The following is a 25885-nucleotide window of genomic DNA, read 5'->3' on the forward strand; positions in this document are numbered from 1 at the left end:
CCCCCGGCCGGCGTTCAGTCGTCCCAGCGCACGCCATAGGCGCGGGCGGCGCCGTCGGGGCTGAGGAAGCCCGCTTCGAGGTCGGCGCGCACGGCGGCCGTCGGCCGTTTGGCGGGCGGACCGTAGCCGCCGCCGCCCGCCTGGTTGAGGGTGAGGCGGCCGTCCGGCATCAATGTGTGCCGGCCCTGGCCGCTCACCGGCTCGCCGTCGATGAGATGCTCGCGGAGCGCACCCGCCTTGCCGCCGAAGAGGCCTTCGGCCGGAAATTGCGTGCGGTTCGCCATCGAGAACACGGTCATCGGATGGCCGGTGGCGTTCCTGAGGACGATGGTCTGCCCCGCCCCGCCGCGGAATTGGCCGGCGCCGCCCGAATCGGGCCGGAGCGCCTTCTTTTCGACGAGAAGGCCGGAGAGCGGCTCGAACACCTCGATCGGCGTCGTGCCGATATTGGAGGAGCCCGGCGTCGTCTGGCGGCCGTCGAGCCCGTCGAGACCGCCGAAACCGCCGGCCGCGAAATAGGTGGCCGACAGCTCCGAGCCGTCGGCGTGCCGCCCCTGGATCGTCATGATGTCGGTGAGGCCGGAGGCCGCCGTCACGCGGTCGGGCACGATCTCGGCCATCGCCGCATAGATCAGCGGAACGACGAAATGGCCGATCGTGTGCCGGCCGGCGGAGGCGGCGGGGGGCACCGCGTTGAGGATCGAGCCGACCGGCGCGGTGACGGTGATCGGCACGGTCGAGCCGTCATTGTTCGGAATGTCGGGCGTCGTCAGGCATTTGATCGCGTAGAGCGCCATTGAGCGGGTATAGGGAAACGGCACGTTGATGCCCGCGCCGACACAGGGACCCGTGCCCTCGAAATCGATGGTGAGGCTCTCGCCCGCCTTGTTGATGCGGCACTTGAGGGTGCGCACCTCCTCGTGCGCCTCGACGTCGGTCTCGCTCGTATATTCGGCGTCTGGCAGCGCGGCGAGGGCGGTGCGCACGGCGGCTTCCGTCTGGGCGAGGATCTCGTCGGCGAGCGGGGTCAGCGAAGCGAGGTCATATTCCTCCATGAAGTCGAGCACCTGGCGGGCGACGACGGCGCTCGCGGCGATGCTCGCATGGATGTCCCCCATCACCTGATCGGAGACGCGCACATTAAGGCGGATCAGCTCGACGATATCCTCGTCGAGGACGCCTTCCTTGACGAGCTTCAGGATCGGCAGCCGCAGCCCCTCATGGTAGATCTCGCGCGCCGAGACCGAAAACCCCATGCCGCCGATATCGGGCAGATGGGTGATGCTCATGGCGTAGCCGGCGATCTCGCCGTTGCGGAAGATCGGGCGCATCACGGCGAGGTCGTACATGTGGCCGGTGCCGATCGTCGGATCGTTGGAGACGACGACATCGCCCGGCTTCAGCTTGCCGCCGAATTTCATCAGCATATGCGATAGCGTCACCGGCGCCGTGCCGATGAAGACGGGAATGCACTTCGTGCTCTGCGCGATCATGCGCCCGGCGGCGTCGAAGATCAGGATCGAGAGGTCGAAGCCCTCGCGCACCAGCGTCGAGAAGGAGGTGCGGATCAGCGCCGTCGCGCCCTCGTCGGTGATCGAGACGAGGCGTTCCCACAGGATCGAGAGGTCGACGGCGTCGAAGCGTTCTGCGGTCATGCGAAGCCCTCCTCAGAGTGCGATGGCGGCGACGATGTCGCCCGACGGGGTGACGGTGCCGACATCGCCGGCATCGAGGAGGACGGTCGATTCGCGCTCTTCGATGAGGGCGGGGCCCGTCACCTCGGCATCCGTGGTGAGGCGATAGCGGTCATAGACCGGCGTATCGATGAGGCCGCCCGCCGTCGGGAAATAGGCCATGCGGGAGCCTTTGAGCGCGTCTTCGGCCGAGCCGGTGGCCTTCGCGAGGATCGGGACCGGCACCGGGCGCGGACCCGAGGCCTCCACCTTGAGGCTGACGATCTCGACCGGCTCGTCGAGCGTCACCTCGAAGACCGCGCCATAGGCTGCGTCGAAGAGGGCCGGCAGCGCGGCGAGGAGCGCGGCGGGATCGCCGGGCGGCAGCGCGACCTCGATGTCGTAGCCCTGGCCGCGATAGCGCATGTCGAGCCGCCGCTCGATGCTGATCGCCTCCGGCGCGAGGCCGGCCGAGAGGAGATAGGCGGACGCCTCTTCCTCGAGCGGGGCGAACGCCCGTTTGAAATCGTCGCCGGTGAGGGCATCGATCGCGGTGCGGTGGGAGCGGATCACTTCGAACTGCGCCGCGCCCGACAGCATCCCGAACGCCGACATCACGCCCGCGCCGGCCGGGAACACCACCTGCGGCACCTTGAGCTTGCGCGCGATCCGCGCGGCGTGGATCGGCCCGCCGCCGCCGAAGGCCGCCATGCCGGAGCGGCGATAGTCGAACCCGCGCTCGGTCGCGTGCATCCGGAAGGCGCGGCTGATGTCCTCGTTGGCGATGTCGTGAATGCCCCAAGCGGTGCGCAAGGTCTCGAGGCCGAGCGGCTTGCCTCGCGCGTCGAGGGCGTTGCGCGCGCCCGCCGCGTCGAGGCGCATCGCGCCGCCGAGAAAATAGTCCGCATCGAGATAGCCGAGTACGAGGTTGGCGTCGGTGAGGGTCGCCTCCTTGCCGCCCCGTCCATAGGCGACGGGGCCGGGCATTGCGCCCGCACTCTCCGGGCCGACCCGCATCAGGCCGAGCTGGTCGATCCGCACGATGCTGCCCCCGCCGGAGCCGATCTCGGCCATGTCGATGACGGGGATCTGCAGCTTCAGCCCGCTGCCGCTCTTATGCTTGTAGGCGTGGGCCGCCTCGAACGAATAGGTCTTGAACGGCTTGCCGCCCCGCACGAGCGCGCCCTTCGCCGTCGTGCCGCCGAGATCGAAGGAGAGGAGATTGTCGATCCGGTGTGCCTCGCCGAGCCGCGCCGCCATGAGGACCCCCGCGGCGGGGCCGGACTCCAGAAGCCGCACCGGGTGCTGTCGCGCCGTCTCGGGCGACATCAATCCGCCGCCCGAGCCGATGATCGCGAGACGGCCGGCAAAGCCGATTTCCGCGAGCCCGTCGGTGAGCCGCGCGAGATAGGTGTCGACCATCGGCTGCGCGTAGGCGTTCGCGCAGGTCGTCGTCCAGCGCTCGAACTCGCGCGCATAGGGAAAGACGCCGGAGGAGGTGGAGACCGGGATCTCGGGATAGAGCGACCTCGCGATCGCCTCGGTCGCCTCCTCGTGCGTCGCGCTCCGATAGGCGTGGAGATAGCAAACCGCGATCGCCTCGCACCCTTCGGTCTCGACGAGATAGGCAAGGGCGCTGCGCACCGCCGCCTCGTCGAGCGGCGTCAGCACGGCGCCGGTGTGGGTGATCCGCTCCGCGATCTCGACCCGGTGCCGGCGGGGGACCAGCGGTTCGGCGAACCGAAGGCGCATGTCGTAAAGGTCGTAGCGCTGTTCCTGGCCGATATCGAAGGTGTCGCGAAAGCCCTCGGTGACGAGCATGCCGACCTTCGCCCCGCGCCGTTCGATCAGCGCATTGGTGACGAGCGTCGTGCCGTGGATGATCTCCTCGATCGCGCCGACCGCGATGCCGGCCTCGTCCGCGATAGAGGCGACGCCTTCGAGCACGGCCCGCGCCGGATCATCGGGCGTCGTCAGCCGCTTGTGGATGACGGTGCGGCGGGCGCTCCCGTCGATGAGCGCGAAGTCGGTGAATGTCCCGCCGATGTCGATCCCAAGGCGTAGCATCAGCACTCCCAAAGTCGATTGCGCCGGCCTTATCGGGCGCTGCGTGGCCGGGGTCAATCCGCATCTGGTCAGAGATTGGGCGCTGGTCGAACCTTGGGCACTCGCACGCGCCGACGAGGATGCGCGAGGTTTGGCCGCCGCGAGGACATTCCATATCGCGGAATATTGCGCATCGTTTGCGCAGCGCCGGGCGCAAACGGTCTTGTGCTGGCGCCATTTGTCCTCAAACTGCGGGCGAGGTCGTGGCGGATTGCATTCGGCCCGGACGAGGCAGGCGTTTGTGGTTCTCGGCCGGCCCGCAGACGGATGCGCCGAGCGCGTTCGTCTGCGGCCCCACGCACGACCGCAACGAGGAGATCATCGTCATGCCGGGCCATTCGGCCGCCGAGCGGCTCTCGCGCCCGGAGACCATCGCGGAACTTGCGCGTCGCCCGGTCTTCGGCTGGGCCGACGACGCCTTCGACAAGAAGTGACCATGATTTACGAAGAGAGAGATTACCGGATCAAGGCCGGAAAGCTGCCCGAGTTCGTGGCGCTTTACGGGCAATACGGCCTGCCGATCCAGAAGAAGCACCTCGGCACGTTCGTCGCCTACTTCACGACGGAGATCGGCGAGTTGAACCGCGTGGTCGCGCTCTGGGGCTATCAGAGCCTCGACGAGCGGATGGAAAAGCGGAAGGCGATGCTCGCCGATCCCGCGTGGAAGGAATATCTGTCGCGCGTGACCGACCTCATCGACACGCAGGAGACGCGTATCCTCACCCCCGTCGAATTCTCCCCGCTTCAATGACCACCTTCGATGTGACGACCGCCGACGGCGCGGTGTTGAAGGCGAGCCGCGAAGGGGAGGGGCCGGCGCTCCTCCTCGTCTCCGGTCTCGGCGGCACGGCGAGCTTCTGGGGGCCGACGGTCCCCGCGCTCTCCAAAGATTTCGAGGTCATCCGCTTCGATCAACGCGGCATCGGCGCCTCCTCGCGGGGCACGGCGACCTGTGACATCGCTTGCCTTGCGAGCGATGCTCTCGCGGTGCTCGACGAGGCCGGGATCGAGACCGCGACGCTCCTCGGTCACTCGACCGGCGGGTGCATCGGTCAGGCGGTCGCCCATCAGGCGGGCCACCGGCTCGACGGGTTGATCCTGAGCGCGACCTGGCTGCGGCCGAGCGTCTATATGGGCGCCCTCTTCGAAACGCGGCTGTCGCTGCTCGACCTGTCGCCAGAGGCCTATGCCGGCATGGCCGCGCTCCTGTCCTATCCGCCGGAATGGCTCGAAGAGAATATCGCCCAGTACGAGAACGCCGTCGCCCGCGCGCCGTCGAGCGAGGTGGCGCGCAAGGTCGTCCGCGAGCGGATCCATGCGTTGCTCGCCTTCGACGGGTCGGCCTCGACGCACCTCGTGTCGATGAAGACCCTCGTTCTCGGCGCACTCGACGACGTCGTCGTCCCCGCCTTCTTGCAGCGGGCGCTTGCCGAGGCCCTGCCGGGGCCGGAGCTCGTGCTCTATCCCGATGGGGGACACTTCTTTCCGGTCTCGCGGACGGAGCGCTTCGTCGAGACGGTTCGCGCCTTCGGCGCATCACGATAATCGGGCCACGATCGGCCAAACACTTCGAAAGAGAAACGACGATGAAGCTTGTCGGCAAGGTTGCGATCATCACAGGCGGCGGATCGGGGATCGGCCACGAGGCGGCGAAACTCTTCGCCACGGAAGGGGCCACCGTGGTCGTCGCCGACCGCAACAGCGCGGCCGCGACCAAGGTCGCCGACGAGATCGTGTCGGCCGGCGGCAAGGCGACGCCCTACACGGTCGACGTCACCCAGGAAGGCGAGGTGAAGGGCATGATCGAGGACGCCGTCGCGCGCCACGGCAAGCTCGACATCCTCGTCAACAATGCCGGCTACGGCTTCGCCGGTACGGTGGTCGACACCGCGGTCGAGGATTGGGAAGCGCTCTTCGCGGTGAATGTCCGGGGCGTCTATCTCGGCTGCAAGCACGCGATCCCGGTAATGGAGGCGCAAGGCGGCGGCGTGATCGTCAACACCGCGTCGGCAGGGGCGGTGGTCGGCATTTATAACCGCGCCGCCTATGTCGCCTCCAAGGGGGCGGTGGACGCTCTGACGCGGGCGATGGCGATGGACCACGCGAAGGCGAAGATCCGCATCAACGCCGTCGCGCCGGGAACGATCGAGACGCCTTATTTCTCGAAGATCTTCGCCGAATCGCCCGATGCCGCGAAGCTTCGCCACGAGCTCGAGCAGCGCCAAATCATGGAGCGCCTCGGCACGCCGCTCGAGATCGCGCGCGGGATGCTCTATCTCGCATCGGACGATTCGTCCTTCTCGACCGGCTCCACGCTGGTGGTGGACGGCGGCTGGACCGCGCGCTGACGCGGTCCCGGCGGTTCGGGGCGATCGCCCCGGCCGCGCAAATCGGCGCGCGGCGTCAGACGACGCCGGCGCGCAACAGGTCGTGCATGTGAAGAATGCCGACGGGCCGGTTCCGGTCGACGACGAAGAGGGCGGAGATCTTCGCCCCGTTCATCACGTCGAGCGCGGCCGAGGCGACGACGCCCGGCTCGATCGTCTTCGGCGCGTCGCTCATGACGCTTTCGACCTTGTGGGCGAGGAGGCCGTCATGCAGATGGCGGCGCAGGTCGCCGTCGGTGATGACGCCGCAGAGCGCCCCGGCCTCGTCGATGACGCCGAGAATGCCGAATCCCTTGTTCGTCATCGCGAGGATCGCGTCGCTCATCAGCGTGCCGTGCGCGACGAGGGGAATTTCGTCCCCCTGATGCATGAGATCGCGCACGAACTGGAGGCGCGCGCCGAGGCGGCCGCCGGGGTGGAAGACGTGGAAATCGTCGGAGGTGAAGCCGCGCTTTTCGAGGAGCGCGACGGCGAGCGCATCGCCCATCACGAGCTGCTGTGTCGACGACGAGGTCGGCGCGAGGCCGAGCGGGCAGGCCTCACGGCTCGCCGGCAGGACGAGCGGGATGTCGGCGGCCTTCGCGAGCGCGGATTTCGCGCGCGAGGTGATCGCGATCACCGTCACGCCGAAGCGCTTGGCGTAGGCGAGGATCGAGGCGAGCTCTTTCGATTCGCCCGACCATGAGAGGGCGAGCACCACGTCCTTCGCGGTGATCATCCCGAGATCGCCGTGGCTCGCCTCGGCGGGGTGGACGAACTGGGCGGGCGTCCCGGTGGAGGCCAGCGTCGCGGAGATTTTCGCGCTGATATGGCCGGATTTTCCCATGCCGGTCACGATGACGCGGCCTTCGCAGGCCGCCATCCGCTCGACGGCACGCGCGACATTGCGACCCAAGGGGCCTTCGAGGGCCTTTTCGAGGGCATCGAGGGCGGCCGCTTCGGCCTTGATGGTCCGGCTCGCGGACGCCACGACGTCCCGGTCTCCGGGGCCAGGGCGCAACTCAACGACGGTCATTTCGACTCTCTCTACCAGCGACATAAGGGTGTCTTAATCCGCGATCGATTTCATGCAAAATGAGGACGTCCTTAACAGTTTCTGTGTGATGCAGCGCGGGAGTGGCGTTGCAGTTGGAGTCCGCGATATGCGCGAATCCCTTTCAATCTTGACCGACCGCGTCGGAGGCCGGGCGCTGACCATGACAGCGGTCGCCACCGTTGCTCTCGCTCTGTCGACACCGACGGCGAGTGCCGACGCGTTTTCACAGTGCGTGGCGGGTAAGTGGTCTGCAGCGCAACGTATCGGTGTCACCCGTGCCAATTTCGATGCGGCGACTCGCAATCTGAGACCCGATCCGACGACGCTGAAGCTCGTCAACAATCAATCCGAATTCGTCAAGCCGATTTGGGAATACCTGGACAGCGCCGTGTCCGACAAGCGTGTTTCGGACGGGCGCCGGAAATATCGCGAATACCAGTCGACGCTGCAGAGCGTGTCGCAGCGCTTCAAGGTCGACCCGCAGGTCATCCTCGCGATCTGGGGCATGGAGACGAGTTACGGCTCCTATATGGGCGACCATAATGCCGTGCGCGCCGCGGCGACGCTCGCCTGTTCCAGCGGCCGGCGCGAGGATTTCTGGACGCAGCAATTCGTCACCGCGATCAAGATCGCCCAGGACGGCCACATCTCGATCAACGACATGGAATCCTCCTGGGGCGCCGCGATGGGGCACACCCAGTTCATCCCGACGAGCTGGCAGGCCTACGCCGCCGACCATGACGGCGACGGCAAGCGCGATATCTGGAATTCGATCCCCGACGCCTTCGCGTCGACCGCGAACTATCTCGCCAAGCACGGCTGGAATTACGGCGAGACGTGGGGTTACGAGGTCGTCGTGCCGCGCAACTTCAATCACAGCCTCGCGGACGGGCGGAAGAAGCGGTCGCTCGCGGATTGGGAGCGCTACGGGATCAAGCGCGTGAACGGCCGGTCGTGGCCGCGTCCGAGCGATCAGGCCTATCTCTATTATCCCGCCGGCGCGAATGGTCCGGCGTTCCTGATGCTGCACAATTTCGATGTCATCAAGCGCTACAATAACGCCGACGCCTATGCGCTCGGCGTCGGGCATCTCTCCGATCGGATCATCGGCGGCGGCGACTTCTCCCAGAAGTGGCCGCGTGACGAGCGCCCGCTATCGCGCACCCAGGTCCGGGAAATGCAGTCGCTCCTGACCCGCCGCGGCTTCTCCACCGGCGGCGTCGACGGCCAGGTCGGCCCGATGACGCGCGACGCGATCCGCAAATATCAGCAGTCTGCCGGCAGCGTGCCCGACGGATTCGCCTCGACGCGGCTTCTGAACGAGCTTCAGCGCCGCTGATCCGCGACGGCTCAGGAGAGGGCGGCCGCCGCCCTCTCGGCCCGCACCGCCTCGGCGAAGGCGCGGGCTGCGGCGAGCGTCCACCCGTCCGCCGGCGCCTCGACTCGCTCGGGAAGATGCCGGCGGTGGAACGCTCTGACGAGGGCCGCGAAGGCCGCCTCGTCGTCCTCCACGCCATATCCCGCCTCGCGCAACGTCGCCTTTAGCGCGGCCTCGTCATAGGTGGCGGGCGTCTCGGGCGGCGGGACATAGAGCGCGTGCCCCGCCAGCGCGAGCGTTCGCCACGGAAAACGCTCGCCCGGATCGATCTTGCGCATCGGCGCGATGTCGGAGTGGGCGACGACATTGCGCTTCGGCACGGGCCAGCGCCCGCGAATTTGCGCCACCAGGTCGATCAGCGCCTCGATCTGCGCGTCGGGGAAGGTCGGCGCGTCGGGACGGTGGCCCGGATTGTCGAGCTCGATGCCGATCGAGCGGGAGTTGATGTCGTCCGTTCCGTCCCAGAAGCTCAGCCCGGCGTGCCAGGCGCGCCGTTCCTCCTCCACCATCTGGACGAGGCGTCCGCCGGCCTCGATGAGATAATGACACGACACCTTCGAGGCCGGATTGCAGAGCCAGCGCGCGGCGGCGTCCGCGCTCGCCATGTCGGTATAATGGATGACGATGATGTCGGGCCGCGTGCCCTCGGGCCGCGCATTGTGGTTCGGTGAGGTGAACGCGCTCATGCCGATGGGCGCATCTGACGCTGGATCGCCTCATAGGCCGCGTTGATCGAGGCGAGGCGGTCGGTGGCGACGCGCAAGAACTCTTCCGGCACGCCGCGCGCGATGAGGCGGTCGGGGTGATGCTCGGCGACGAGGGTGCGATAGCGGCGCCGCACCGTCTCCCACGTCGCATCGCGCGGCAGGCAGAGGACGGCATAGGGGTCGTGCTCGGGCTCCAGATGGCTCGCTTTGACGCGGTTGAATTCGACCGGGTCGAGCCCGAAAATCGCGGCGACGCGCTCCAGAAAGTCGAGCTCCGCCTCGTGGATCACACCATCTGCCGCGGCGATCGTGAAGAGGATGTCGAGAATGTCCTCCTTCAACGCATCGTCGTCGGGAAAGAGGCGGGTGATGCGCTGGGCGTAGGCCTCGAAGCCGGCGACGTCGCGCTGGGCGAGGTCGAACAGCCGGCGGATCGATTTGCGCGCGTCGTCCGGCACGTCGAAGCGGCGCCAGAAGGTCGCCGCCTCCGACATCGTGACGACGCCGTCCGCCTTCGCCATCTTCGCCGCGAGCGCGACGACCGCCATCGAGAAGGCGGCTTGCCGCGATTGCGGGCCGGTGCCGGTCACCGTGCGCAGGCGATCGAACGTATCCGCCCCGAAGGCGCCCACCGATTGGACGACTTGTGCGAGTTGGTCCCAGAGCGCCACGTCACCGTCGCCTTGGCAGAAGTTTCGATCCGAGGCGGCCGCGTCGGCTGGGCGGCGCGATGCGGTCATGCCCGGTGATGTCGATCGGCCGGCCGGCGCCCGGCGTCGTGTCCGCCTCGTTGGCGCCGGTGGCGCCCGGTTTTTCGGACGCGCTTTGCGATGCGGGGGCGGCGTGGGGGGCCGCGTTCTCGTCCGAGCCGGTCTTTGCCAAGTCGGTCTTCGCGAAATCGGGCTCGGCGATCGCGGGATCGGCCGCGCCAGGCTTCGGCGCCCGGTCGCGGCGGTGCAAGCGGCTGCGTTTCAGACCGGCGCGAAGACGGTCCGATGCGGCAAGCTTCGGTCGCTCCGCCGCCGGCTGCGGGGGATCGGCCGCGAGCAGCGTCACCACCTCGGCGAGCTTTGCCTCGCCGCTCTGCCCGCTCTCGGCCTCGGCGGCGGCGATCTCCGCGGCGGCTTCGACGGCGGCGATATCGGCCGGGCGCGGCTCGGAGGCGGGGGAGAGGGGGGAGGAGGGAGCGGCCGCAGCGCCCGGCAGGTTCGGCGCGCCCTCACCGCCGAGGGTGAAGCGCTGCACCCGCCGCGAACGGGCCGGACGCGCGCGTGCCAGACGCGGCGGGGCGTTCGTCACGAAGGCGTCGAATGCGGCGAAGAAGAGTTTGCGCAATTCGTCGCGCTCCAGGTGGACCTGGTGGCGCGCGCCCGGAATGATCACGAGACCGCCGCCGGCGGTCCCCCGCGCGAAACGATCGATCGCGACCGTCGACACCACGCGGTCGTGCCCGCTCGCGATGAAGAGGGTCGGAACGGCGAGCGGCCGCCCCTTCGTCGCCATGACGCGCCGCATCGCGCCGAGTGCGGCGCGCAGCCAGCCGAGCGTCGGCGGGCCGACCATCAGCTCCGGATTGGCATCGGCGAGGGCGATGAGGGCGTCATAACGCGCTTTGTCGCTGGTGAGGCGGTTGTTCGCGAACGGCGTGTTGCCCGTCTCGCGCTGGACCGGAATGCGGCCGAGGCCGACGAGGGATCCGGCGGTCGATGCGGCGCTCAGGAGGCCCGGCGAAGCGGGTAGGCCGATCACTTCGAGCATCGGCGCGGTGAGGACGATCCGGTCCACCTCTTCGGCGAGAAAGGGCGCCGCCATCAACGCGGCGAGGCCGCCCATCGAATGGCCGAGAACATAGAAAGGGCGCGGCAGACCGATCTGCCCGGCATAGCGCACGACGGCGACGAGATCGTCCCGATAGTCGGCGAAGCGGCCGATATGGCCACCGCGGCGGGCCTGCTTGTCGGACCCGCCCTGTCCGCGAAAATCGAACGCGATGACGGCGAGGCCTCGGGCGCGAAGATCGCCGATCGTCTCGCCATAGAGCTCGATGAATTCGCCGCGGCCCTGGGCGAGGATGATCGTGCCCTGCCCCTCGGACAGGGCGGGCCAATGGGCGACACGCAACGTCGCTCCGGCGTGCAACGTGCCGATGGTGCCGCCGAGATCGGTGGACCCCCAGTTCGCTATCGCCACGTTTTCTCCACGGCCAAAAAACCCTTGAAAGGCACCGATGGGGTGCCCAGATTTCGGGTGCGGTCGCCAAGACGGGGCCGCAACCAGACCAGGATCGCTGGCCAATCGGCAGCTATCCACCAACCGTTGCTTCTCATGGAGGACGACTATGCGTCAATTCGATCTCACCCCCCTTTACCGCTCCACCGTCGGTTTCGACCGCCTCTTTTCGCTGCTCGACAACGCGTCGGCCGTGAACCAGGCGCAGAGCTATCCGCCCTATAATATCGAGCGGACCGCCGAGGACGAATATCGTATCACGATGGCCGTCGCCGGCTTTACCGAGGATGAACTGACCGTCGAGGTCAAAGAGGGCTCGCTCACCGTCACCGGCCAGAAGGCCGAGGCCGATCAGAACGACGAGAATATCCTGTATCGCGGCATCGCGGCGCGGGCGTTCGAGCGTCGTTTCCAGCTTGCCGACCATGTGCACGTGACCGGAGCTTCCTTGGAGCACGGCCTGTTGCACGTCTCGTTGAAGCGTGAGGTGCCGGAGGCCAAGAAGCCCCGCACGATCGCGATCGAGTCGGCCAATCAGCCGAAGACCATCGAGCAGGCGGCCTGACGACCGCCGGCGCGCCACCTCGCGGCGCGAATGGTGATGTGGCGCTCCGGGTCGACCGGAGCGCCTTTTTCGTGTTCGCCGACGCCTCGTCTATGCCGCGAGCGCGTCTTTCAGCAGCGCGACATCGGTGTCGGTCGTCCGGAAGCTCGCGACGAAGCGTTGCATCGTCCAATCCGGCGAGCGTGGACCGGGCAGCGTCTTCGAATCGCTCATCCAGCCGCCCGTCTTGATGCCGACCTCGACGAGCGCGTCGAGCGCGGCGGGGGAGAGGTAGGCAAAGACCTCGTTCGACTGGGGCGAGTAGACGAGCTGCGCCTTGCCGCTCGCCGACAGGACCTCGGCGACAGCGCTCGCCATCCGGTTGGCGTGGCGCGCGAGGTTGATCGCGAGCTTGTCCTTCAGCATCGCCGACACCTGGGCGGCGACGAAACGGTTCTTCGACAAAAGCTGCGCGTACTGCTTGTGCCGGTAGCTGACGTCCCGCCGCATCGCCGGATCGAAGAAGACGACCACTTCGGCGCACCAGGCACCGGCCTTGGTCAATCCCAAGGACAAAACGTCGACGCCGGCCCGCCAGGTGAGTTCGGCCGGTGTCACGCCGAGATGGGCAATCGCGTTGGAAAAGCGCGCGCCGTCCATGTGGACGGCCATGCCCCGCTCCTTGGCGATCATCGCGATCTCGGAGACCTCGCGCGGGCCGTAGCACTGCCCGATCTCGTTGACATTGGTCAGGCTCACGAGGGCCGGTTGGCCGTGATGGACGACGCCTTCCGGGTAGGCACTGAGCCGCCGGCGGAAGGCGTCCGGGTCGATCATGCCGCGCGGTCCGTCGAGAAGGTCGAGCGCGAGGCCGGGCGCGGCGAGTGCCGGCGCGCCGGCCTCGTCACGCGAAAGATGCGCGTCCACATGGCAGAAGACGACGCCGCCGGGCCGTGAATAGCTCGCGACCGCGAGGGCGTTCGCCGCGCTGCCGGTGGAGACGAAGAAGGCGGCGACCTCCTTCTCGAAATAGGCCGAGAGAGCCTCGCGCGCCTGCGCCGTGGCCGGATCCGCCCCATAAGAGGGGGCAAGACCCGTGTTCACCGCGGCGAGCGCCTCCATCACCTTGTCGCAGGCGCCGGCCCAATTGTCGGACGCGAAGGTCATCGCGGCAGACGGAGCCGCCGGATGCGCCGACCCCAGAAATAGTCGAGCGAGAACGGGCCGGGTCCCGTAAAGACCAGCGTCAGAAGCAGGAAGCCCCAAAGGGTGCGGATGTCGGTGATCGGCGAAGCGGTCTCACCGTTGAACCAGGCGCCGATCGTCGACGAGGCGACGTCGTGGCCGTTGATGTCGACATAGGTCATCACGGCGAGAAAGACGATCATGCCGACCGAGGCGATCCGCGTCAGGAAGCCGATGACGATGAGGATCGGCAGAATGATCTCGGCATAGGTGCCGACATAGACGAGGATCTGATCGTTGAGGGGAAGCTGCGTCGGATCGTAGCCGACGGCCTCCATCTGTTTCGGCAGAATTTGAGCATAGGCCGCCGGGCTGAGTTCGAACAGCCCCCGCAGCCCGGAGCCGAGCTTCGTGAGCGCACTCTCCAGGAAGTAGACGAGAAGAACACCCGCGAAGATGAGCCGGCCCAGCGTGCCGAGTACCCACCGTCCGAAGATGCGATCGAAGAGGCGGAACACGAAGTCGTGCGTCCGCAGGATGATCAGCATGGGGCAGCCTCTTTTTTATTGTGTGAATGCGTCATACGTGACCGCGAGTTGCCGTCTCTCCTGAGCCGTCCGACGATCGAGGGATCAGGGCGCGGCGGTGACGCGAGAGCCGTGAAATGAACGCGCTCTCTCCTCTCTAGCGGTGATTCCACCTGCGGCGAACGAACGCTAGGGCCTTTGTGCAACACTGACGTCGGCGAACGCGCCCATCGACAGAAGAGACGCGAGCGCGCCGGACAGTTCAAGCCCGTCGAGGGTGGCCGCTTCGGCGAGGGGCGCGCCCGCGATCAGCCGCCGCGCGAAGGTCGCCGCCGGCGCGTCGAGGCCCATCACGCGGACGGTTTGGTGGGGGCGTGTGAGGAGCGCGACCGCACCGTCGAGGCCCTCACGCGGGGGATCCTGGTTCGCGGCCCAAGCGGTGAGCCCGCCTCGCGGCGCATCGACGAGGCGCGTGGCCGGATGCGCGCGCAAGACGAGATCGGCGAGTGCGCCGGGCGCGAACTGGGAGAGCGCGTCGGCGGGGAGAGGGGCGGCGTCGGCGGCGTGATAGGCCTCGGTGTGGGCCGCCTCGATGCGCGCCGCTTCGATCACGAACGGGTACGCAGCGAGCCCCTCGAGCGCGGCGAGCGCGTCGGGGAACGTCTCGCCATAGGCCGACAGGACCGGCGATGACGGGCGGCTGGCGCGGGCATAGTCCGCCGCGGCAGCGTCGAAGAACGGGCCGCCGAGGAGGCGGCGCGTCGCGGGGAAGCGGGCGGCAAGCGCCTCGCAAGAGGCGGCGAGGACGGTGTTTCGATAGACGGCGAAGCGGTCCGAAGCATCGCGCCCGCGCCCGTCATGAAGGCCGGAGACGCGGTCTTGTTCCGACAGGGCAGCGGCGAAGGCGGACTGGGCGTGAACGTCGCGCGGTTCAGGCCGCATCGGCTCGCCCATTGGCATCGGCGTGCCCGTTGGCGTTGGCGTCGACCTCGCGCATGAGGCGCTCGGCGGTTTCGGCCTCCCGCGCCAGTGTCTCGAAGGCGGGCACGTCCGTGTCCCATTCGATGAGGGTCGGGGTGGGGCGCCCGAGACGGCGCAGGAGCGCGAGGTAGAGTGACCACACCGGGTTTGCGATCGGCCGGTCGTGCGTGTCGATCAGAAGGGGCTCGCCGCGTGCGTCGACCTCCTCGAGATGGCCGGCGAGGTGGACCTCCCCGACGGCCTCGACAGGGAAGGCGGCGAGATAATCCTCAGCGGAGAGGCCGAGATTGGTCGCGGAGACAAAGACGTTGTTGATGTCGAGCAGGAGGCCGCAGCCCGTGCGCGCGGCGACGGCGCGGATGAAGTCGGTCTCGCTCATCGTCGAGGCGGCGAAAGCGACATAACTCGACGGATTTTCCAGAAGAATCGTGCGGCCGAGCGCCGCCTGCACCGCGTCGACATGGTCGGCGACACGGGCAAGGGTCGCCTCGGTATAGGGCAGGGGCAGGAGGTCGTTGAAATAGGCGCCCGCGTGTGTCGACCAGGCGAGATGCTCGGAGACGAGGCCCGGCTCATAGCGGGCCGCGACGGCGGCGAGACGGGCGAGATGGTCCCCGTCGAGGGGAGCTTCGCCGCCGATCGACAGACCGACCCCGTGGAGGGAGACCGGCAGCACCTCGCGCACCTTCGACAGCGCATGATGGGGCGGCCCACCCGCGCCCATATAATTCTCGGCATGGATCTCGACGAAGCCGACCCGGTCCGGCGCCGCGAGAAGCGCCTCGGTGTGGGCGAGCTTGAAGCCGACGCCCGCCCGCGCCGGGATCGTCCCGTCGGTGCGGGTGGGCGCGGCCATCGCCTGTCAGCCGGCCGGCTTGGCGACGGGCTTGAGGTCGGCGGTGCTCGTCCCGGCGGGAAGATCGCGGTCGAGACCGTCGAAGCCTTCCGTTTTCAGCGTCGCCTCGGTCGCGCCGACGCGGCCGCCGGGCAGCTTGATCTCGGTGCAGGTGCCGGCGGGGACGAGCTTCCAGGCGTTGCCCTGATAGTTCACGGTGGACGTCGCCGCGCAGGTCGTGCCGGGGCCGGCCGCGCAATCATTTTCGCCGGCGAGGGCGACGCCGAAACACTTCTCGTTTTCCGCGGCGCGCGCATCGTTCACCGCAAGGGTGGTCGCGGCGGCGACGGCGCCGGCAAGTGCGGCGAGGGTGAACACGTTGGTCATCGGTCGGCTCCGGGCATCGGCAAATCGATCGCCCGCACGCTAATAGACGTTCTCGCCCCAACACAATGAACAATCTGCGATTGATCTGTGAATTCGCGCGAATCCCCGCCGCGTGGCAACTTTTTACCACCACGCCTTCAACAGAATTGGCAACAGAACTGCCGTGCAGCCGTCTGCTACTGTGACGCGCCGCGTCGCGCCGCGGGGGGCGCGGTGCCGGGCGCCTTCAACGTCGCGGGCCGTGTTGCTAAAAGGCCCCCGTGTCTATTCGTGAGCGGGCGTCGAATGCGCTCGCCGGGAGATCGGTTATGCCGTTTGTCGAACTGTCCGGGGTGGTGTTCCATTGCGAGGCGCGTCTCGCCGCGCCGGGTGCGCCGACGATCCTCTTCTCCAATTCGCTCGGCACCGATTTTCGCACATGGGACGCCGTCGTCGCCGCCCTGCCGGAGCGCTATGGCATCATCCGCTACGACAATCGCGGGCACGGCCTCACCGATATCGCACCGGCCTCGACGCTCGACATTCATGTCGGCGACGTGATCGCGCTTCTCGATCATTTCGGGGTGGAGAAGGCGGTGGTCTGCGGCCTGTCCGTCGGCGGCACGATCGCGATCGGCACCGGCGTTGCCCATCCCGATCGGGTCGCGGCGCTGATCCTGTGCTGCACCGGCGCCAAGATCTCGACCGCCGACGATTGGGATCGCCGCATCGCCGCCGTGCGCGAAGGCGGCATCGAGGCCCTCCGCGAGGCGACGCTCGGCCGCTGGTTCCCGCCATCCTTCCACGCCGGGGAGGCGACGACACTGGCGGGGATCCGCAACATGCTCGTCCGCCAGACCGCGCCCGGTTATATCGAGATCTGCACCATGCTGCGCGACGCCGATCTTCGCGAGCCGTCCCGCGCGATCACGGCGCCGACGCTCGCGATCGCCGGCTCGGAGGACAAATCCTGCCCGCCCGCGCTCCTCAAGGAGACGGCCGAGCGGATCCCCGGTGCACGCTATGTCGAGATGGCCGGGTCCGGCCACATCCCGTGCATCGACGCGCCCGACGCTCTCGCCGGGCACATCGTGGACTTTCTCGACGCGAGCGGCCTCTGATCCGCATTTTGTTGAAACTTAAAACGTTTCAATCGAACCGAAATTTTCGGCGCCGATCCTTAAAATTCTCGGATTCGGGCCGAAAAATCGTCTCGGAGGGGCGAACTTCGGCCGGCCTTTCGCTATAGCGGCACGTGTTCGGCAGGTCGCGCGTCGCGGCCGGGCGGTGTCCCGCTCGGCGCGCCGACATGCGCGCGTTCCTGCCGGCGGCAATGAAAGCCCTTTCGGGCACGGACGGACGGAGCAAACGACCATGCGAGGCAAACCCTTCCTGACCCTGACGACGGCGATCGGCCTGACGATGCTGTCCGGTACCGCCATGGCGCAGGAGGTGACGCTCACGCTGCACCATTTTCTGAGCCCAAAATCCAGCACGCACGTCAACATGCTGGCGCCGTGGGCGGAGCGGATCGAGGAGGCCTCGGACGGTCGGATCAAGATCGAGATCTATCCGTCGATGAGCCTCGGCGGCGCGCCGCCCCAACTCGTGCGGCAGGCGGTCGATGGTGTCTCCGATATCGTGTGGACGGTGAACGGCTACACGCCCGGCCTCTTTCCGCGCACCGAGGTGTTCGAGCTGCCGACCGTCTTCAACGGCGATATCGAAGCGACCAATCTGGCGATGCGCGAGATGTTCGAGGAGGACCTCGCCGAGGAGTATCGCGGTCTTCACGTCCTCTGGCTTCATGTCCATGCCGGCAACGCGCTGCAGACCGCCGACACCCCGGTCCGTTCCCCGGACGATACGAAGGGGATGAAGCTGCGCGTGCCGAACCCGACCGCGAATGCGGTGGTCGAGGCGCTCGGTGCGACGCCGGTCACGATGCCGGTCCCCGAATTGCCGCAGGCGCTGACGACGGGCGTCGTCGACGGGGCGCTCATTCCTTACGAGATCATGCCCTCGCTCCAGCTCGAGGATGTGACGAACTATCATATCGAGGGGCCCGACAATGAGCGCTTCGGCGGCACCGTCTTCCAGCTCTCGATGAACGAGGCGCGTTGGAACGAATTGCCGGACGATCTCAAGGCGATTCTTACCGAGAACACCGGCGAAGCCTGGCTGCGCGAGCTCGCCGAGGTCTGGGCGCGCGCGGACGAGGAGGCGATCGCCGCGGCGGTCGAGGCCGGCAACGAGCGCATCATCCTCTCCCGCGAGGAGATGGACGCCTTCAACGCCGTCCTCGCGCCGACGGTCGACGCGTGGATCGACTCCCATCCGGACATCGACGGCGCAGCCCTCGTCGAGACGGCGCGGGAGGCGATCGCGAGAAACACGTCCGCCAAGCCTTGAGGCGGGAGGGGGCGCGCGACAACGGGGCTCGCAGCGCTCCGGTCATCGCGACCGGGCGCATGGCGCGGCTCGTGCGCGTTGCGGCGCGGCTCGTCACGGCATGGGCGGTGCTCGGCGGGTTCGCCGCTGCCGCCATCGCGGTGATGACGGCGGCGAGCGCCCTCTCGAACCTCCTCTGGAGCAAGCCGTTTGCCGCCGATCACGAGCTCATCAAGCACGTGATCGCGGTGGTGGTCTTCATGTTTCTGCCCTACTGCCAGCTCGTCGGCGCGAATGTCAGCGTCGATATCTTCACCGAGCGGATGGGGGCGCGCACGAAGAGCGCGATGGGGCTCGCCGCCTCGTTGATCGCGCTCCTCGTCGCGCTGGTGCTCCTGCGCCAGATGGCGCTCGGCTATGAGAGCTACCGCTCTTATGTCGAGGTGACGCCGGTCCTGAAGCTGCCGCTCTGGACGGCTTTTCCGCCGATTCTCGTGTCCCTCGCTCTCCTCGCGCTCGCCGCGATCCTGACGGCGCTCGACGGGGTGCGGGCGCTTGCCGGGCGGGCGCCTTATCTGCCGCCGCGCCAAACGCGGGCCGAGGAGGCCGGTTGATGGACGGTATCGTTCTCGGCCTGTCCGGTCTCGGCGCGCTCGTCGGCCTCATCGTCGTCCGGGTGCCGATCGCCTATGCGATGATCCTCGTCGGTGCGGTCGGCATCATGGTTCAGACGCGGCCGATGATCCTCTTCAGTCAGTTGAAGGATCTCGGCTACGCGACCTTCTCGAACTACGATCTGTCCGTCCTGCCGATGTTCATCCTGATGGGGGCGTTGACGGAGCGGACGGGGCTGTCGCGGGCGCTCTTTCGCGCCGCGAACGCGTGGCTCGGGCGGTTTCGCGGCGGCCTCGCGATGGCCTCGCTCGTCGCCTGCGCGGGATTTGGCGCGCTCTGCGGCTCGTCCACTGCGACGGCGTCGACCATGGGCCAGGTCGCGCTGCCCCAATTGAAGCGCTACCGCTTTTCCGACCAGCTCGCGACCGGGACCATCGCCGCGGGCGGCACGCTCGGCATCCTGATCCCGCCGTCGGTGGTGTTGATCGTCTACGCGATCACCGTGGAGGCGAACATCGTGACGATGTTCGCGGCGGCGCTCCTGCCGGGCCTCCTGGCGCTCGTCTTCTTCGTGCTCACCGTCGCCCTCTATGTGCGCCTCGTGCCGGGATCCGGGCCGGAAGGGGAGGCGGTGGACCGGGAGGAACTCGTCGCGGCGAGCCTCGGCGTCGTCCCCGTGGCGGTGATCTTCCTCATCGTGATCGGCGGGATCTATGCGGGGATCTACAATCCGACGCCGGCGGCTGCGATCGGCGTCGTCCTCGTCGCGCTTTACGGGATCGTTCGCACCGGCCTCACGTTGCGCGCCTTCGTCGACGCGCTCCTCGAGACGGCGCGCTTTGCCGGAATGATCTATCTCATCCTCTTCGGCGCGCAGCTCCTGACGATCTTCATGGCGCGGGCGGGCGTTCCGCAGGCCGCCGCCGGCTTTCTCACCGAAAGTGGGCTTGGGCCCTATGCGATCCTCGTCGTGGTGATCGTCGCCTTCCTCGTCCTCGGGTGCCTGATGGATTCGCTGTCGATGGTGATCCTCGCCGTGCCGTTCGTCTGGCCGGTCATCGCCGGGCAGGATTTCGGGCTCGGGCCGGAGGAGGTGAAGGTCTGGTTCGGGATCATCATCCTCGTCGTGGTCGAGCTCGGGCTGATCACGCCGCCGGTCGGGCTCAACGTCTTCATCATCAGCCAGCTCGCCGACGGTGTGCCGATGCGGCAGACCTTCAAGGGCGTGATGCCGTTCTTCGCCTCCGAGATCGTGCGCGTCGTGCTGCTCGTCGCGGTGCCGCCGATCGCGCTCGTCCTGCCGCGTCTCCTCGCCGGCTGACGGCGCCGCCGCGACGGGCCGTTACGAAACGACCGCTGAAGCCTCGCTCCAGCGGTCGTGTAAGCGCGCTCGCCGCGCCTCTTCAGAATATTATGGGGCGCGCTGGCCGCGCGCCTTGAGACGGATGGGGGGCGCTGGCCGCGCCCCCGGCCGATACCTCAGATAATGTCTTCGATCAGAACCGAGCCGCCCCCGTCGAAGACGAAGAGGAGGTCGGAGCCGATGACCGTCGCGGAGGTCGTCGGATCGAAGTCGGTGTTGAGGAGGATCGTGAAGAGGGTGAAATCGAGCGCCGAGTCGAGCGTGTAGTGCGTGCCCTTAAAGTCGAATTCCAGGGTGTCGAAATACTGCTCGCCGATGGTGCGGACGTCGAAATCGGTGATCGTGTCCGCGCCGGTATCGGTGCCGCTGACGTCGCCGAGCTGGAAGACGTTGCGCGCCTCGATCGTTTCCGCATCGACGCCGACCTCGTCACCCGTCATCACGTCGTCGCCGAGCCCGCCGTCCAGCGTGTCGTTGCCCGTACCGCCGACGAGGACGTCGTCACCGTCGCCGCCGAAGAGGGAATCGTCGTCCGAGCCGCCGCCGATCCAGTCGTTGTCCGCGCCGCCATAAAGCTGGTCGTCGCCGCTGCCGCCGCTGATCGAATCGGCGCCGGCGCCGCCCTCGATGCTGTCATTGTCGCTTTCGCCGCTTAGCGTATCGTCGCCGGCCTGACCGAGGATGATGTCTTCGCCCGACCCGCCAAAGATGACGTCGTTGTCGTCGCCGCCGTCGATGAAGTCGTTGCCGGCCGAGCCGTTGAGGCTGTCCTCGCCCGCGCCGCCCATGATCGAATCGTCGTCGGCGCCGCCATTGACCGTGTCGTTGCCGTCGCCGCCGAGGATGGTGTCGTTTCCGTCATTGCCCTCGAGATAGTCGTTCTCGGAGCCACCATCCATGTGGTCGTTGCCGGCGCCGCCGAGAATATAATCGGCGCCCTGACCGCCCGACATTTCGTCGTCGCCATCGCAGCCGTCGAGATGGTCGTCGCCGTCACCGCCGGTCATGGTGTCGTTGCCGGCGCCGCCATTCATGGAATCCTCGCCGAGGCCGCCGTCCATGACGTCGTCCCCGCCATCGCCATCCAGGGTGTCGTTGCCGTCACCGCCCTGCAGGTCGTCGGCGCCATCGCCGCCGGAGAGGTAGTCGGCACCGAAACCGCCGACGAGGCTGTCATCACCCGCTTCGCCGAACAGCTGGTCGTCGCCGTCGCCGCCATGCAGCGTGTCGGTGTTGTTGCCGCCGAGGAGGTAATCGTTGCCGTCGCCGCCATAGAGGATATCCGCGCCGTTGCCGCCGCTCAGATAGTCCTCGCCGTCGCCGCCCATGAGGGAATCGTCGCCCGCGCCGCCGAAGATCTCGTCGTCGCCCTTCTGGCCGTAGATCGTGTCCGAGCCGCTTCCGCCCATGATGGAATCGTCGCCCGGCCCGCCATAGATGCGGTCGTCGCCGTCGCCGCCATAGATCGAGTCGTCGCCGAAGCCGCCGAGCACGGTGTCGTCGTTGCCGCCGGCGAAGATCCTGTCATGGCCCGTGAAGCCGACGATGAGATTCCGAAGCGGCCCTCCGATGAGAAAATCGCTGAAGATCGTTCCGAAGATGGGAAACATAGTGCTCACCCCGATGATGTAAGTCATCGCAACCCGCGCGGCTGCGCAGGGTGCGCTGTGTTGTCGACAAATTTGACGCGATTACCCGGAGGTCGGTCGGCCACAGAGGCGGATATACATCAATCCAGTCCGGCGCCCCCCAGCGCACAGATCAATCTCGAAGAGAGACGGTCTGACCAGCCGATTTTCTTTAATTATGGCGATAGATATACGGAAGACACAATTGGAGACAAGGCGCGTTTTGCCGATGCGTCATATTTTTTCGACAATGCGTCACATGATGGGAAGGTTGGGGCGCAATTTGTGAAATAAGGCGCAAATGTCTGCGGTCTTTCCTTGAAAGATCCGCGCCCCGTATGTGTCTCGAATGTGGCTTAAAGTGGTGCCGAGGCCTGGAGGCCGATGGTTCGGCGCCCGATGCGCCGTCGTGACGAGGGCCGCCGCCGGGTTCCGTGGCGCCGGCCTCGATGCGCCGATCACGATCTCGTTATAGACGTGCGGCCGGGTCGACGTCGGCGCGGATCGTCCGCGCGACCGGCGCCGAGGTGAAGTGGGCGCCGGCCAATCCGCATCCACTTCCATGACGCGCCGTATGCGCCACATGATGAGAGCAAGGCCCGCCGCTCCCCGACCCGTCGGCGCGTGCGATCGACCGGCCCTTGCGAGCGATGCGCCGTACGGGCGATCGCCTTCCTTTGCTGTGCAGTTGCGCCGTCTTTCGAGGCGGCGGAAAGGACGCGTGTGACAGACGGTGCGAAGATCAGAACCCCTGATCCGGACACGCTCCCGGAGACCGAGCCGTTTCACCGGGCATTTGCGCCCTTCGAGCGGATCATCAGGCCATTTCACGATTATGATGCGGCGCGTCCGCCTTCGGAGCTTCTTCCCTTTCTGCGCTGGGCGCTGAGGGACACGGGCTGGGCGATCGTGCTTCTTGCGCTGTTCTCGTTGTCCTTCGGGGCGGCGGAGGCGGTGGTGTTCTATCTGATCGGCAGTCTCGTCGACCGGGCGGCGGCGGTCGGCCCGGCGGAGATCTTCGCGCAGGAATGGCCGTTCCTCGCCCTTCTTCTCTTCTTTGTGGTGATCGCGAAGCCGGTGACGCAGCTCGGCCAGAGCGCGATGACCTCACTCGCCCTCGGCCCCGGCCTCAACCCGATGACGATCTGGCGCCTCCACCGCCACACGCTCGGCCAGGCGATGACCTTCTTCGAGGAGGACTTCACCGGCCGCATCGCGCAAAAGCAGTCCCAGACCGCGAACGCGTTGACGACGGTGGTGGTCGATACCCTGACGGCGCTCGGGATGCTCGTCGCCTATATCGTGACGATGGTCGCGATCCTCGGCTCGGCCGAGCCTTGGCTCGGCGTGATCGTGCTCCTCTGGGCGGCGGGGTTCGTGTTCGCGCTGCGCTGGGGCGTGCCGCGCATCCGGGCGCGGGCGAAGGCGCGGGCGGCGGCGCGCGCCACGGTGACGGGCCAGCTCGTCGACAGTCTCAGCCACATCAAGACGGTGAAACTCTTTGCCCACGCCAAGCGCGAGGAGGACGCCGCCCACCGCGCCCTCGAAGGGTTCCGGCAGACGGGGCTGAAATTCGGCCGCTCCATGATGACGATGCGCGTCATCATGGCGGTGATGAACATCATCATCACGATCGCGATGATCGGCGGCGCGTTGTGGTTCTTCCACACCGGGCAGGCAAGCCTCGGCGTCATCGCCATGGCGGCGATGATGACGTTGCGCCTCACCGCGATGTCGAACTGGATGGCGCAGTCGGCGCTGTCGATCTTCGGCGAGCTCGGCACCATCGAGGATGGCGCGGCGACACTCTCCCCGCCGCATCAGGTGGTCGATCGGCCGGCCGCGAAGGAGCCCGTCGTGACCCGCGGTCACATCCGCTTCGAGGATGTCACCTTCCGCTATGGCCGCACGATCGGCGGCGTCCACCATCTCGATCTCGACGTGAAGCCGGGTGAGAAGGTCGGCCTCGTCGGCCGGTCCGGGGCGGGCAAGTCGACGGCGGTCTCGCTGCTCTTGCGGCTCTATGAAGTGGAGGAGGGGCGGATCACGCTCGACGGCGTCGATATTCGCGACCTGACGCAGGACGGGCTTCGCCGGGCGATCTCGACGGTGACGCAGGAGACGGCGATCTTCAACCGCTCCGCCCTCGACAACGTCCTCTACGGCCGCCCCGACGCCGGGCACGAGGCGGCGGTCGAGGCGGCGCGGCGGGCGCGGGCGGACGAGTTCATCGCTCACCTTCGCGATGGGCGCGGGCGGACCGGCTATGAGGCCCATCTCGGCGAGCGCGGGGTGAAGCTCTCCGGCGGCCAGCGCCAGCGGATCGCACTGGCGCGCGCGATCTTGAAGGACGCCCCGATCCTCGTGCTCGACGAGGCGACGAGCGCGCTCGATTCGGAGGTCGAGGCCGACATCCAGGAGGCGCTCGACGCGGTGATGGAGAACAAGACCGTCGTCGCCATCGCGCACCGCCTGTCGACGATCGCCGCGATGGACCGCATCGTCGTGATGGACGAGGGCCGGGTGGTGGAAAGCGGCCCCCACCAGACGCTACTCGCCCGCGGCGGCCTTTATGCCGATCTGTGGTCACGCCAATCCGGCGGCTTCCTCCAGGCCGCCGAATAGTCAGAGCGTGTCGCACCCCTCGCCACAGACGGCGGCGGGGTCGGCCGCGAGCGCGATCAGGATCGCGGCGAGCGGATCGAGCGAGGGGCCGAATTGCGGAAGGTGGGAGCCGGAGGGGAGCGCGTGGAGCCGGCAATTTGCCATCGAGGCGCACATCGCCTCGGTCGCGGGAAACGAGACGTCCCCGTCATCGCGCGCCATCACGATATCGACCCGTCCGGGGTAGGCGGCGACGCGGGCGGTGAGCGAGGCGCCATAATCGAAGAGGCGCAGCACCGCGTCGGGCACCAGATAGAAGAAGATATTCTGCGCGAAGATCGCCGCGCGGACCGGCCCGTCGCTCGCCCGTGGGTTCGGCACGCCGCACCCGAGGGCGACGATGTCGCAATAAGGCGACCAGAGGCGGAAGGCACCGAGCGCGATGCGGTTCGTCGGCGTGTCGGCCGGAATGTGGATGGCCGGCGCCATCAGGATCGTGCGGACCTTCGGATCGAGCCCGCCCGACGTCAAAAGGTCGGAAACGAGCGCACCGCCGAACGAATGGCCGACGAGGACGACGCGTTCATAGTCCGCCGCCCGTTCGGCGAGGCGTGCGGCGAAATCGTCGCGAATCGCAGAGGGGGCGAAGGTGCGGAATTCGGCGAGCGTTCGGCCATGATCGAGGAGGAGGGGGCGCCAAAGGTCATAGTCCGTCTCGGCCGCGAAGCGCTCGGCGATCGGCGCCATCGTCATCGGCGAGGCGCCGAATCCGTGGAGAAGAACCACGAGCGTCGCGGAGCCGCGGCGCAAGGATTGCGGTTCGGCCTTCAAAATAACGCCGTCAGCGTCGAACGGATTGTGGTGGCGGTGGGTGCGCTCTGCATTAAAGGCGTAGAGCCAGCCGGACCCTAGGAAGAGCGCGATCAGAACGGCCAGCATCGCGGCAATCGTGATCAGTCTATGTCGTCGTCGTGCCGGCAAGATACCACCTTTCCGTTGCGTCACCTCTTGCATAATCGTTCGCAAGTTCGCACAGAAGAGCCGTGCCGGTTCAGTCGGCCCCGACTTTGCAAACAGGGTTCGGGGCGGCGTGGCCGACGGGCATGTCGCAGGCCGGTTTCGACGGCGCGGCACGCCGTGTCGGCGAGCCGAGCGCGAACCCGGGTGGGACGGAAGCAGTGATCGCGGCCATGGTATGCCATGGCGGCATTTGCGGACCGCGCCAAAACCGCTATATGCGACGGCCACGTTGCGGCAAATTGAGATTGCGGCCGCACGTCAGACGAGCCTCCGAACAATGTGACGGGTGCTCGAGCCGTTCGTCCTGCGG

The 25885-nt window shown here is 67.5% G+C and carries 24 protein-coding genes; 11 read left to right on the forward strand and 13 right to left on the reverse strand.

What is annotated here, in order from left to right; translation table 11 throughout:
- Nucleotides 1–14: 14 nt before the first annotated feature.
- Entirely contained in the window at nucleotides 15–1655 is a 1641-nt protein-coding gene (locus L1787_RS20535) for a hydantoinase B/oxoprolinase family protein (protein ID WP_235710970.1), read from the reverse strand.
- A 12-nt stretch (nucleotides 1656–1667) separates the two neighbouring features.
- The gene (locus tag L1787_RS20540; RefSeq protein WP_235710971.1) at nucleotides 1668–3740 is read right to left on the reverse strand and encodes a hydantoinase/oxoprolinase family protein; all 2073 of its coding nucleotides are present in this window, start codon (nucleotides 3738–3740) and stop codon (nucleotides 1668–1670) included.
- A 278-nt stretch (nucleotides 3741–4018) separates the two neighbouring features.
- On the opposite strand from L1787_RS20540, the gene L1787_RS20545 reads away from it, so the two are divergent.
- The 4 genes from L1787_RS20545 to L1787_RS20560 are packed head-to-tail and all read left to right on the forward strand — an operon-like array spanning nucleotide 4019 to nucleotide 6127.
- Nucleotides 4019–4213, forward strand: a complete 195-nt coding sequence (locus L1787_RS20545) for a hypothetical protein (RefSeq protein WP_235710972.1) — start codon at nucleotides 4019–4021, stop codon at nucleotides 4211–4213.
- Nucleotides 4214–4215: 2 nt separating this feature from the next.
- The gene (locus L1787_RS20550; RefSeq protein WP_235710973.1) at nucleotides 4216–4530 is read left to right on the forward strand and encodes an NIPSNAP family protein; all 315 of its coding nucleotides are present in this window, start codon (nucleotides 4216–4218) and stop codon (nucleotides 4528–4530) included.
- Nucleotides 4527–5324 (forward strand): alpha/beta fold hydrolase, encoded by a 798-nt coding sequence (locus L1787_RS20555; protein ID WP_235710974.1) that lies wholly within the window; start codon nucleotides 4527–4529, stop codon nucleotides 5322–5324. Before L1787_RS20550 ends, L1787_RS20555 begins: the two co-directional genes overlap by 4 nt.
- Nucleotides 5325–5365: 41 nt before the next feature.
- Nucleotides 5366–6127 (forward strand): SDR family oxidoreductase, encoded by a 762-nt coding sequence (locus L1787_RS20560; protein ID WP_235710975.1) that lies wholly within the window; start codon nucleotides 5366–5368, stop codon nucleotides 6125–6127.
- 55 nt (nucleotides 6128–6182) lie between these two features.
- On the opposite strand, the gene L1787_RS20565 is transcribed toward L1787_RS20560, so the two are convergent.
- Entirely contained in the window at nucleotides 6183–7181 is a 999-nt protein-coding gene (locus tag L1787_RS20565; RefSeq protein ID WP_235710976.1) for a KpsF/GutQ family sugar-phosphate isomerase, read from the reverse strand.
- Nucleotides 7182–7362: 181 nt separating this feature from the next.
- On the opposite strand from L1787_RS20565, the gene L1787_RS20570 reads away from it, so the two are divergent.
- Nucleotides 7363–8541 carry a lytic murein transglycosylase gene (locus L1787_RS20570; RefSeq protein WP_235710977.1) on the forward strand — a complete coding sequence of 393 codons (1179 nt, stop codon included), beginning with the start codon at nucleotides 7363–7365 and terminating at the stop codon, nucleotides 8539–8541.
- Nucleotides 8542–8552: 11 nt separating this feature from the next.
- Here the strand turns inward: L1787_RS20570 and L1787_RS20575 are convergent, their stop codons facing one another.
- Genes L1787_RS20575 through L1787_RS20585 form a run of 3 tightly spaced genes read right to left on the reverse strand, consistent with a single transcriptional unit; the run spans nucleotide 8553 to nucleotide 11477 of the window.
- On the reverse strand, nucleotides 8553–9266 hold the full coding sequence (locus L1787_RS20575; RefSeq protein WP_235710978.1) for an N-acetylmuramoyl-L-alanine amidase: 714 nt from the start codon (nucleotides 9264–9266) through the stop codon (nucleotides 8553–8555).
- Nucleotides 9263–9958 carry a TerB family tellurite resistance protein gene (locus tag L1787_RS20580; RefSeq protein WP_235710979.1) on the reverse strand — a complete coding sequence of 232 codons (696 nt, stop codon included), beginning with the start codon at nucleotides 9956–9958 and terminating at the stop codon, nucleotides 9263–9265. Before L1787_RS20580 ends, L1787_RS20575 begins: the two co-directional genes overlap by 4 nt.
- A 1-nt stretch (nucleotide 9959) precedes the next feature.
- Complete coding sequence (locus L1787_RS20585; RefSeq protein WP_235710980.1) at nucleotides 9960–11477, reverse strand: alpha/beta fold hydrolase; 1518 nt, start codon at nucleotides 11475–11477, stop codon at nucleotides 9960–9962.
- Nucleotides 11478–11625: 148 nt separating this feature from the next.
- Here L1787_RS20585 and L1787_RS20590 point away from each other — a divergent pair, with 148 nt between their 5' ends.
- The gene (locus tag L1787_RS20590; protein WP_235710981.1) at nucleotides 11626–12081 is read left to right on the forward strand and encodes an Hsp20 family protein; all 456 of its coding nucleotides are present in this window, start codon (nucleotides 11626–11628) and stop codon (nucleotides 12079–12081) included.
- Between the two features lie 90 nt (nucleotides 12082–12171).
- Here the strand turns inward: L1787_RS20590 and L1787_RS20595 are convergent, their stop codons facing one another.
- The 5 genes from L1787_RS20595 to L1787_RS20615 form a co-directional block, all read right to left on the reverse strand.
- Nucleotides 12172–13227: a threonine aldolase family protein gene (locus L1787_RS20595; RefSeq protein ID WP_235710982.1), complete on the reverse strand. Its 1056-nt coding sequence runs from the start codon at nucleotides 13225–13227 to the stop codon at nucleotides 12172–12174.
- Nucleotides 13224–13793: a DoxX family protein gene (locus L1787_RS20600; RefSeq protein WP_235710983.1), complete on the reverse strand. Its 570-nt coding sequence runs from the start codon at nucleotides 13791–13793 to the stop codon at nucleotides 13224–13226. The genes L1787_RS20595 and L1787_RS20600 overlap by 4 nt, the downstream gene beginning before the upstream one ends.
- A gap of 168 nt (nucleotides 13794–13961) precedes the next feature.
- On the reverse strand, nucleotides 13962–14714 hold the full coding sequence (locus L1787_RS20605) for an HvfC/BufC N-terminal domain-containing protein (protein ID WP_235710984.1): 753 nt from the start codon (nucleotides 14712–14714) through the stop codon (nucleotides 13962–13964).
- Nucleotides 14704–15609, reverse strand: a complete 906-nt coding sequence (gene bufB, locus L1787_RS20610; protein WP_235710985.1) for an MNIO family bufferin maturase — start codon at nucleotides 15607–15609, stop codon at nucleotides 14704–14706. The genes L1787_RS20605 and bufB overlap by 11 nt, the downstream gene beginning before the upstream one ends.
- Nucleotides 15610–15615: 6 nt before the next feature.
- A complete protein-coding gene (locus L1787_RS20615; RefSeq protein WP_439648307.1) occupies nucleotides 15616–15975 on the reverse strand; it encodes a BufA1 family periplasmic bufferin-type metallophore in 360 nt (119 codons plus the stop codon).
- A 308-nt stretch (nucleotides 15976–16283) separates the two neighbouring features.
- On the opposite strand from L1787_RS20615, the gene pcaD reads away from it, so the two are divergent.
- From pcaD to L1787_RS20635, 4 genes are all read left to right on the forward strand, one after another.
- Nucleotides 16284–17075: a 3-oxoadipate enol-lactonase gene (gene pcaD / locus L1787_RS20620; RefSeq protein WP_235710986.1), complete on the forward strand. Its 792-nt coding sequence runs from the start codon at nucleotides 16284–16286 to the stop codon at nucleotides 17073–17075.
- 253 nt (nucleotides 17076–17328) lie between these two features.
- Nucleotides 17329–18366, forward strand: a complete 1038-nt coding sequence (locus L1787_RS20625; protein WP_235710987.1) for a TRAP transporter substrate-binding protein — start codon at nucleotides 17329–17331, stop codon at nucleotides 18364–18366.
- A 59-nt stretch (nucleotides 18367–18425) separates the two neighbouring features.
- Nucleotides 18426–18959, forward strand: a complete 534-nt coding sequence (locus tag L1787_RS20630; RefSeq protein ID WP_235710988.1) for a TRAP transporter small permease subunit — start codon at nucleotides 18426–18428, stop codon at nucleotides 18957–18959.
- The gene (locus L1787_RS20635; RefSeq protein WP_235710989.1) at nucleotides 18959–20281 is read left to right on the forward strand and encodes a TRAP transporter large permease; all 1323 of its coding nucleotides are present in this window, start codon (nucleotides 18959–18961) and stop codon (nucleotides 20279–20281) included. Before L1787_RS20630 ends, L1787_RS20635 begins: the two co-directional genes overlap by 1 nt.
- Nucleotides 20282–20439: 158 nt before the next feature.
- Here the strand turns inward: L1787_RS20635 and L1787_RS20640 are convergent, their stop codons facing one another.
- Nucleotides 20440–21933: a calcium-binding protein gene (locus L1787_RS20640; RefSeq protein WP_235710990.1), complete on the reverse strand. Its 1494-nt coding sequence runs from the start codon at nucleotides 21931–21933 to the stop codon at nucleotides 20440–20442.
- Nucleotides 21934–22674: 741 nt separating this feature from the next.
- On the opposite strand from L1787_RS20640, the gene L1787_RS20645 reads away from it, so the two are divergent.
- Complete coding sequence (locus L1787_RS20645) at nucleotides 22675–24576, forward strand: ABC transporter ATP-binding protein (protein WP_235710991.1); 1902 nt, start codon at nucleotides 22675–22677, stop codon at nucleotides 24574–24576.
- On the opposite strand, the gene L1787_RS20650 is transcribed toward L1787_RS20645, so the two are convergent.
- Nucleotides 24577–25494: an alpha/beta hydrolase gene (locus L1787_RS20650; protein WP_235710992.1), complete on the reverse strand. Its 918-nt coding sequence runs from the start codon at nucleotides 25492–25494 to the stop codon at nucleotides 24577–24579.
- Between the last annotated feature and the right edge of the window lie 391 nt (nucleotides 25495–25885).

Origin of the sequence: Acuticoccus kalidii (assembly GCF_021556395.1) — a bacterium.
Classification (GTDB): Bacteria; Pseudomonadota; Alphaproteobacteria; order Rhizobiales; family Amorphaceae; genus Acuticoccus; species Acuticoccus kalidii.

What these genes read in the sequence shown, in the direction of transcription:
- L1787_RS20535 (WP_235710970.1), bottom strand. Translation starts at nt 1,655, where the DNA reads ATGACCGCAGAACGCTTCGACGCCGTCGACCTCTCGATCCTGTGGGAA.
- L1787_RS20540 (WP_235710971.1), bottom strand. Translation starts at nt 3,740, where the DNA reads ATGCTACGCCTTGGGATCGACATCGGCGGGACATTCACCGACTTCGCG.
- L1787_RS20550 (WP_235710973.1), top strand. Translation starts at nt 4,216, where the DNA reads ATGATTTACGAAGAGAGAGATTACCGGATCAAGGCCGGAAAGCTGCCC.
- L1787_RS20555 (WP_235710974.1), top strand. Translation starts at nt 4,527, where the DNA reads ATGACCACCTTCGATGTGACGACCGCCGACGGCGCGGTGTTGAAGGCG.
- L1787_RS20560 (WP_235710975.1), top strand. Translation starts at nt 5,366, where the DNA reads ATGAAGCTTGTCGGCAAGGTTGCGATCATCACAGGCGGCGGATCGGGG.
- L1787_RS20565 (WP_235710976.1), bottom strand. Translation starts at nt 7,181, where the DNA reads ATGACCGTCGTTGAGTTGCGCCCTGGCCCCGGAGACCGGGACGTCGTG.
- L1787_RS20570 (WP_235710977.1), top strand. Translation starts at nt 7,363, where the DNA reads ATGACAGCGGTCGCCACCGTTGCTCTCGCTCTGTCGACACCGACGGCG.
- L1787_RS20575 (WP_235710978.1), bottom strand. Translation starts at nt 9,266, where the DNA reads ATGAGCGCGTTCACCTCACCGAACCACAATGCGCGGCCCGAGGGCACG.
- L1787_RS20590 (WP_235710981.1), top strand. Translation starts at nt 11,626, where the DNA reads ATGCGTCAATTCGATCTCACCCCCCTTTACCGCTCCACCGTCGGTTTC.
- L1787_RS20595 (WP_235710982.1), bottom strand. Translation starts at nt 13,227, where the DNA reads ATGACCTTCGCGTCCGACAATTGGGCCGGCGCCTGCGACAAGGTGATG.
- L1787_RS20600 (WP_235710983.1), bottom strand. Translation starts at nt 13,793, where the DNA reads ATGCTGATCATCCTGCGGACGCACGACTTCGTGTTCCGCCTCTTCGAT.
- L1787_RS20605 (WP_235710984.1), bottom strand. Translation starts at nt 14,714, where the DNA reads ATGCGGCCTGAACCGCGCGACGTTCACGCCCAGTCCGCCTTCGCCGCT.
- bufB (WP_235710985.1), bottom strand. Translation starts at nt 15,609, where the DNA reads ATGGCCGCGCCCACCCGCACCGACGGGACGATCCCGGCGCGGGCGGGC.
- L1787_RS20615 (WP_439648307.1), bottom strand. Translation starts at nt 15,975, where the DNA reads ATGACCAACGTGTTCACCCTCGCCGCACTTGCCGGCGCCGTCGCCGCC.
- pcaD (WP_235710986.1), top strand. Translation starts at nt 16,284, where the DNA reads ATGCCGTTTGTCGAACTGTCCGGGGTGGTGTTCCATTGCGAGGCGCGT.
- L1787_RS20625 (WP_235710987.1), top strand. Translation starts at nt 17,329, where the DNA reads ATGCGAGGCAAACCCTTCCTGACCCTGACGACGGCGATCGGCCTGACG.
- L1787_RS20630 (WP_235710988.1), top strand. Translation starts at nt 18,426, where the DNA reads ATGGCGCGGCTCGTGCGCGTTGCGGCGCGGCTCGTCACGGCATGGGCG.
- L1787_RS20635 (WP_235710989.1), top strand. Translation starts at nt 18,959, where the DNA reads ATGGACGGTATCGTTCTCGGCCTGTCCGGTCTCGGCGCGCTCGTCGGC.
- L1787_RS20640 (WP_235710990.1), bottom strand. Translation starts at nt 21,933, where the DNA reads ATGTTTCCCATCTTCGGAACGATCTTCAGCGATTTTCTCATCGGAGGG.
- L1787_RS20650 (WP_235710992.1), bottom strand. Translation starts at nt 25,494, where the DNA reads ATGCTGGCCGTTCTGATCGCGCTCTTCCTAGGGTCCGGCTGGCTCTAC.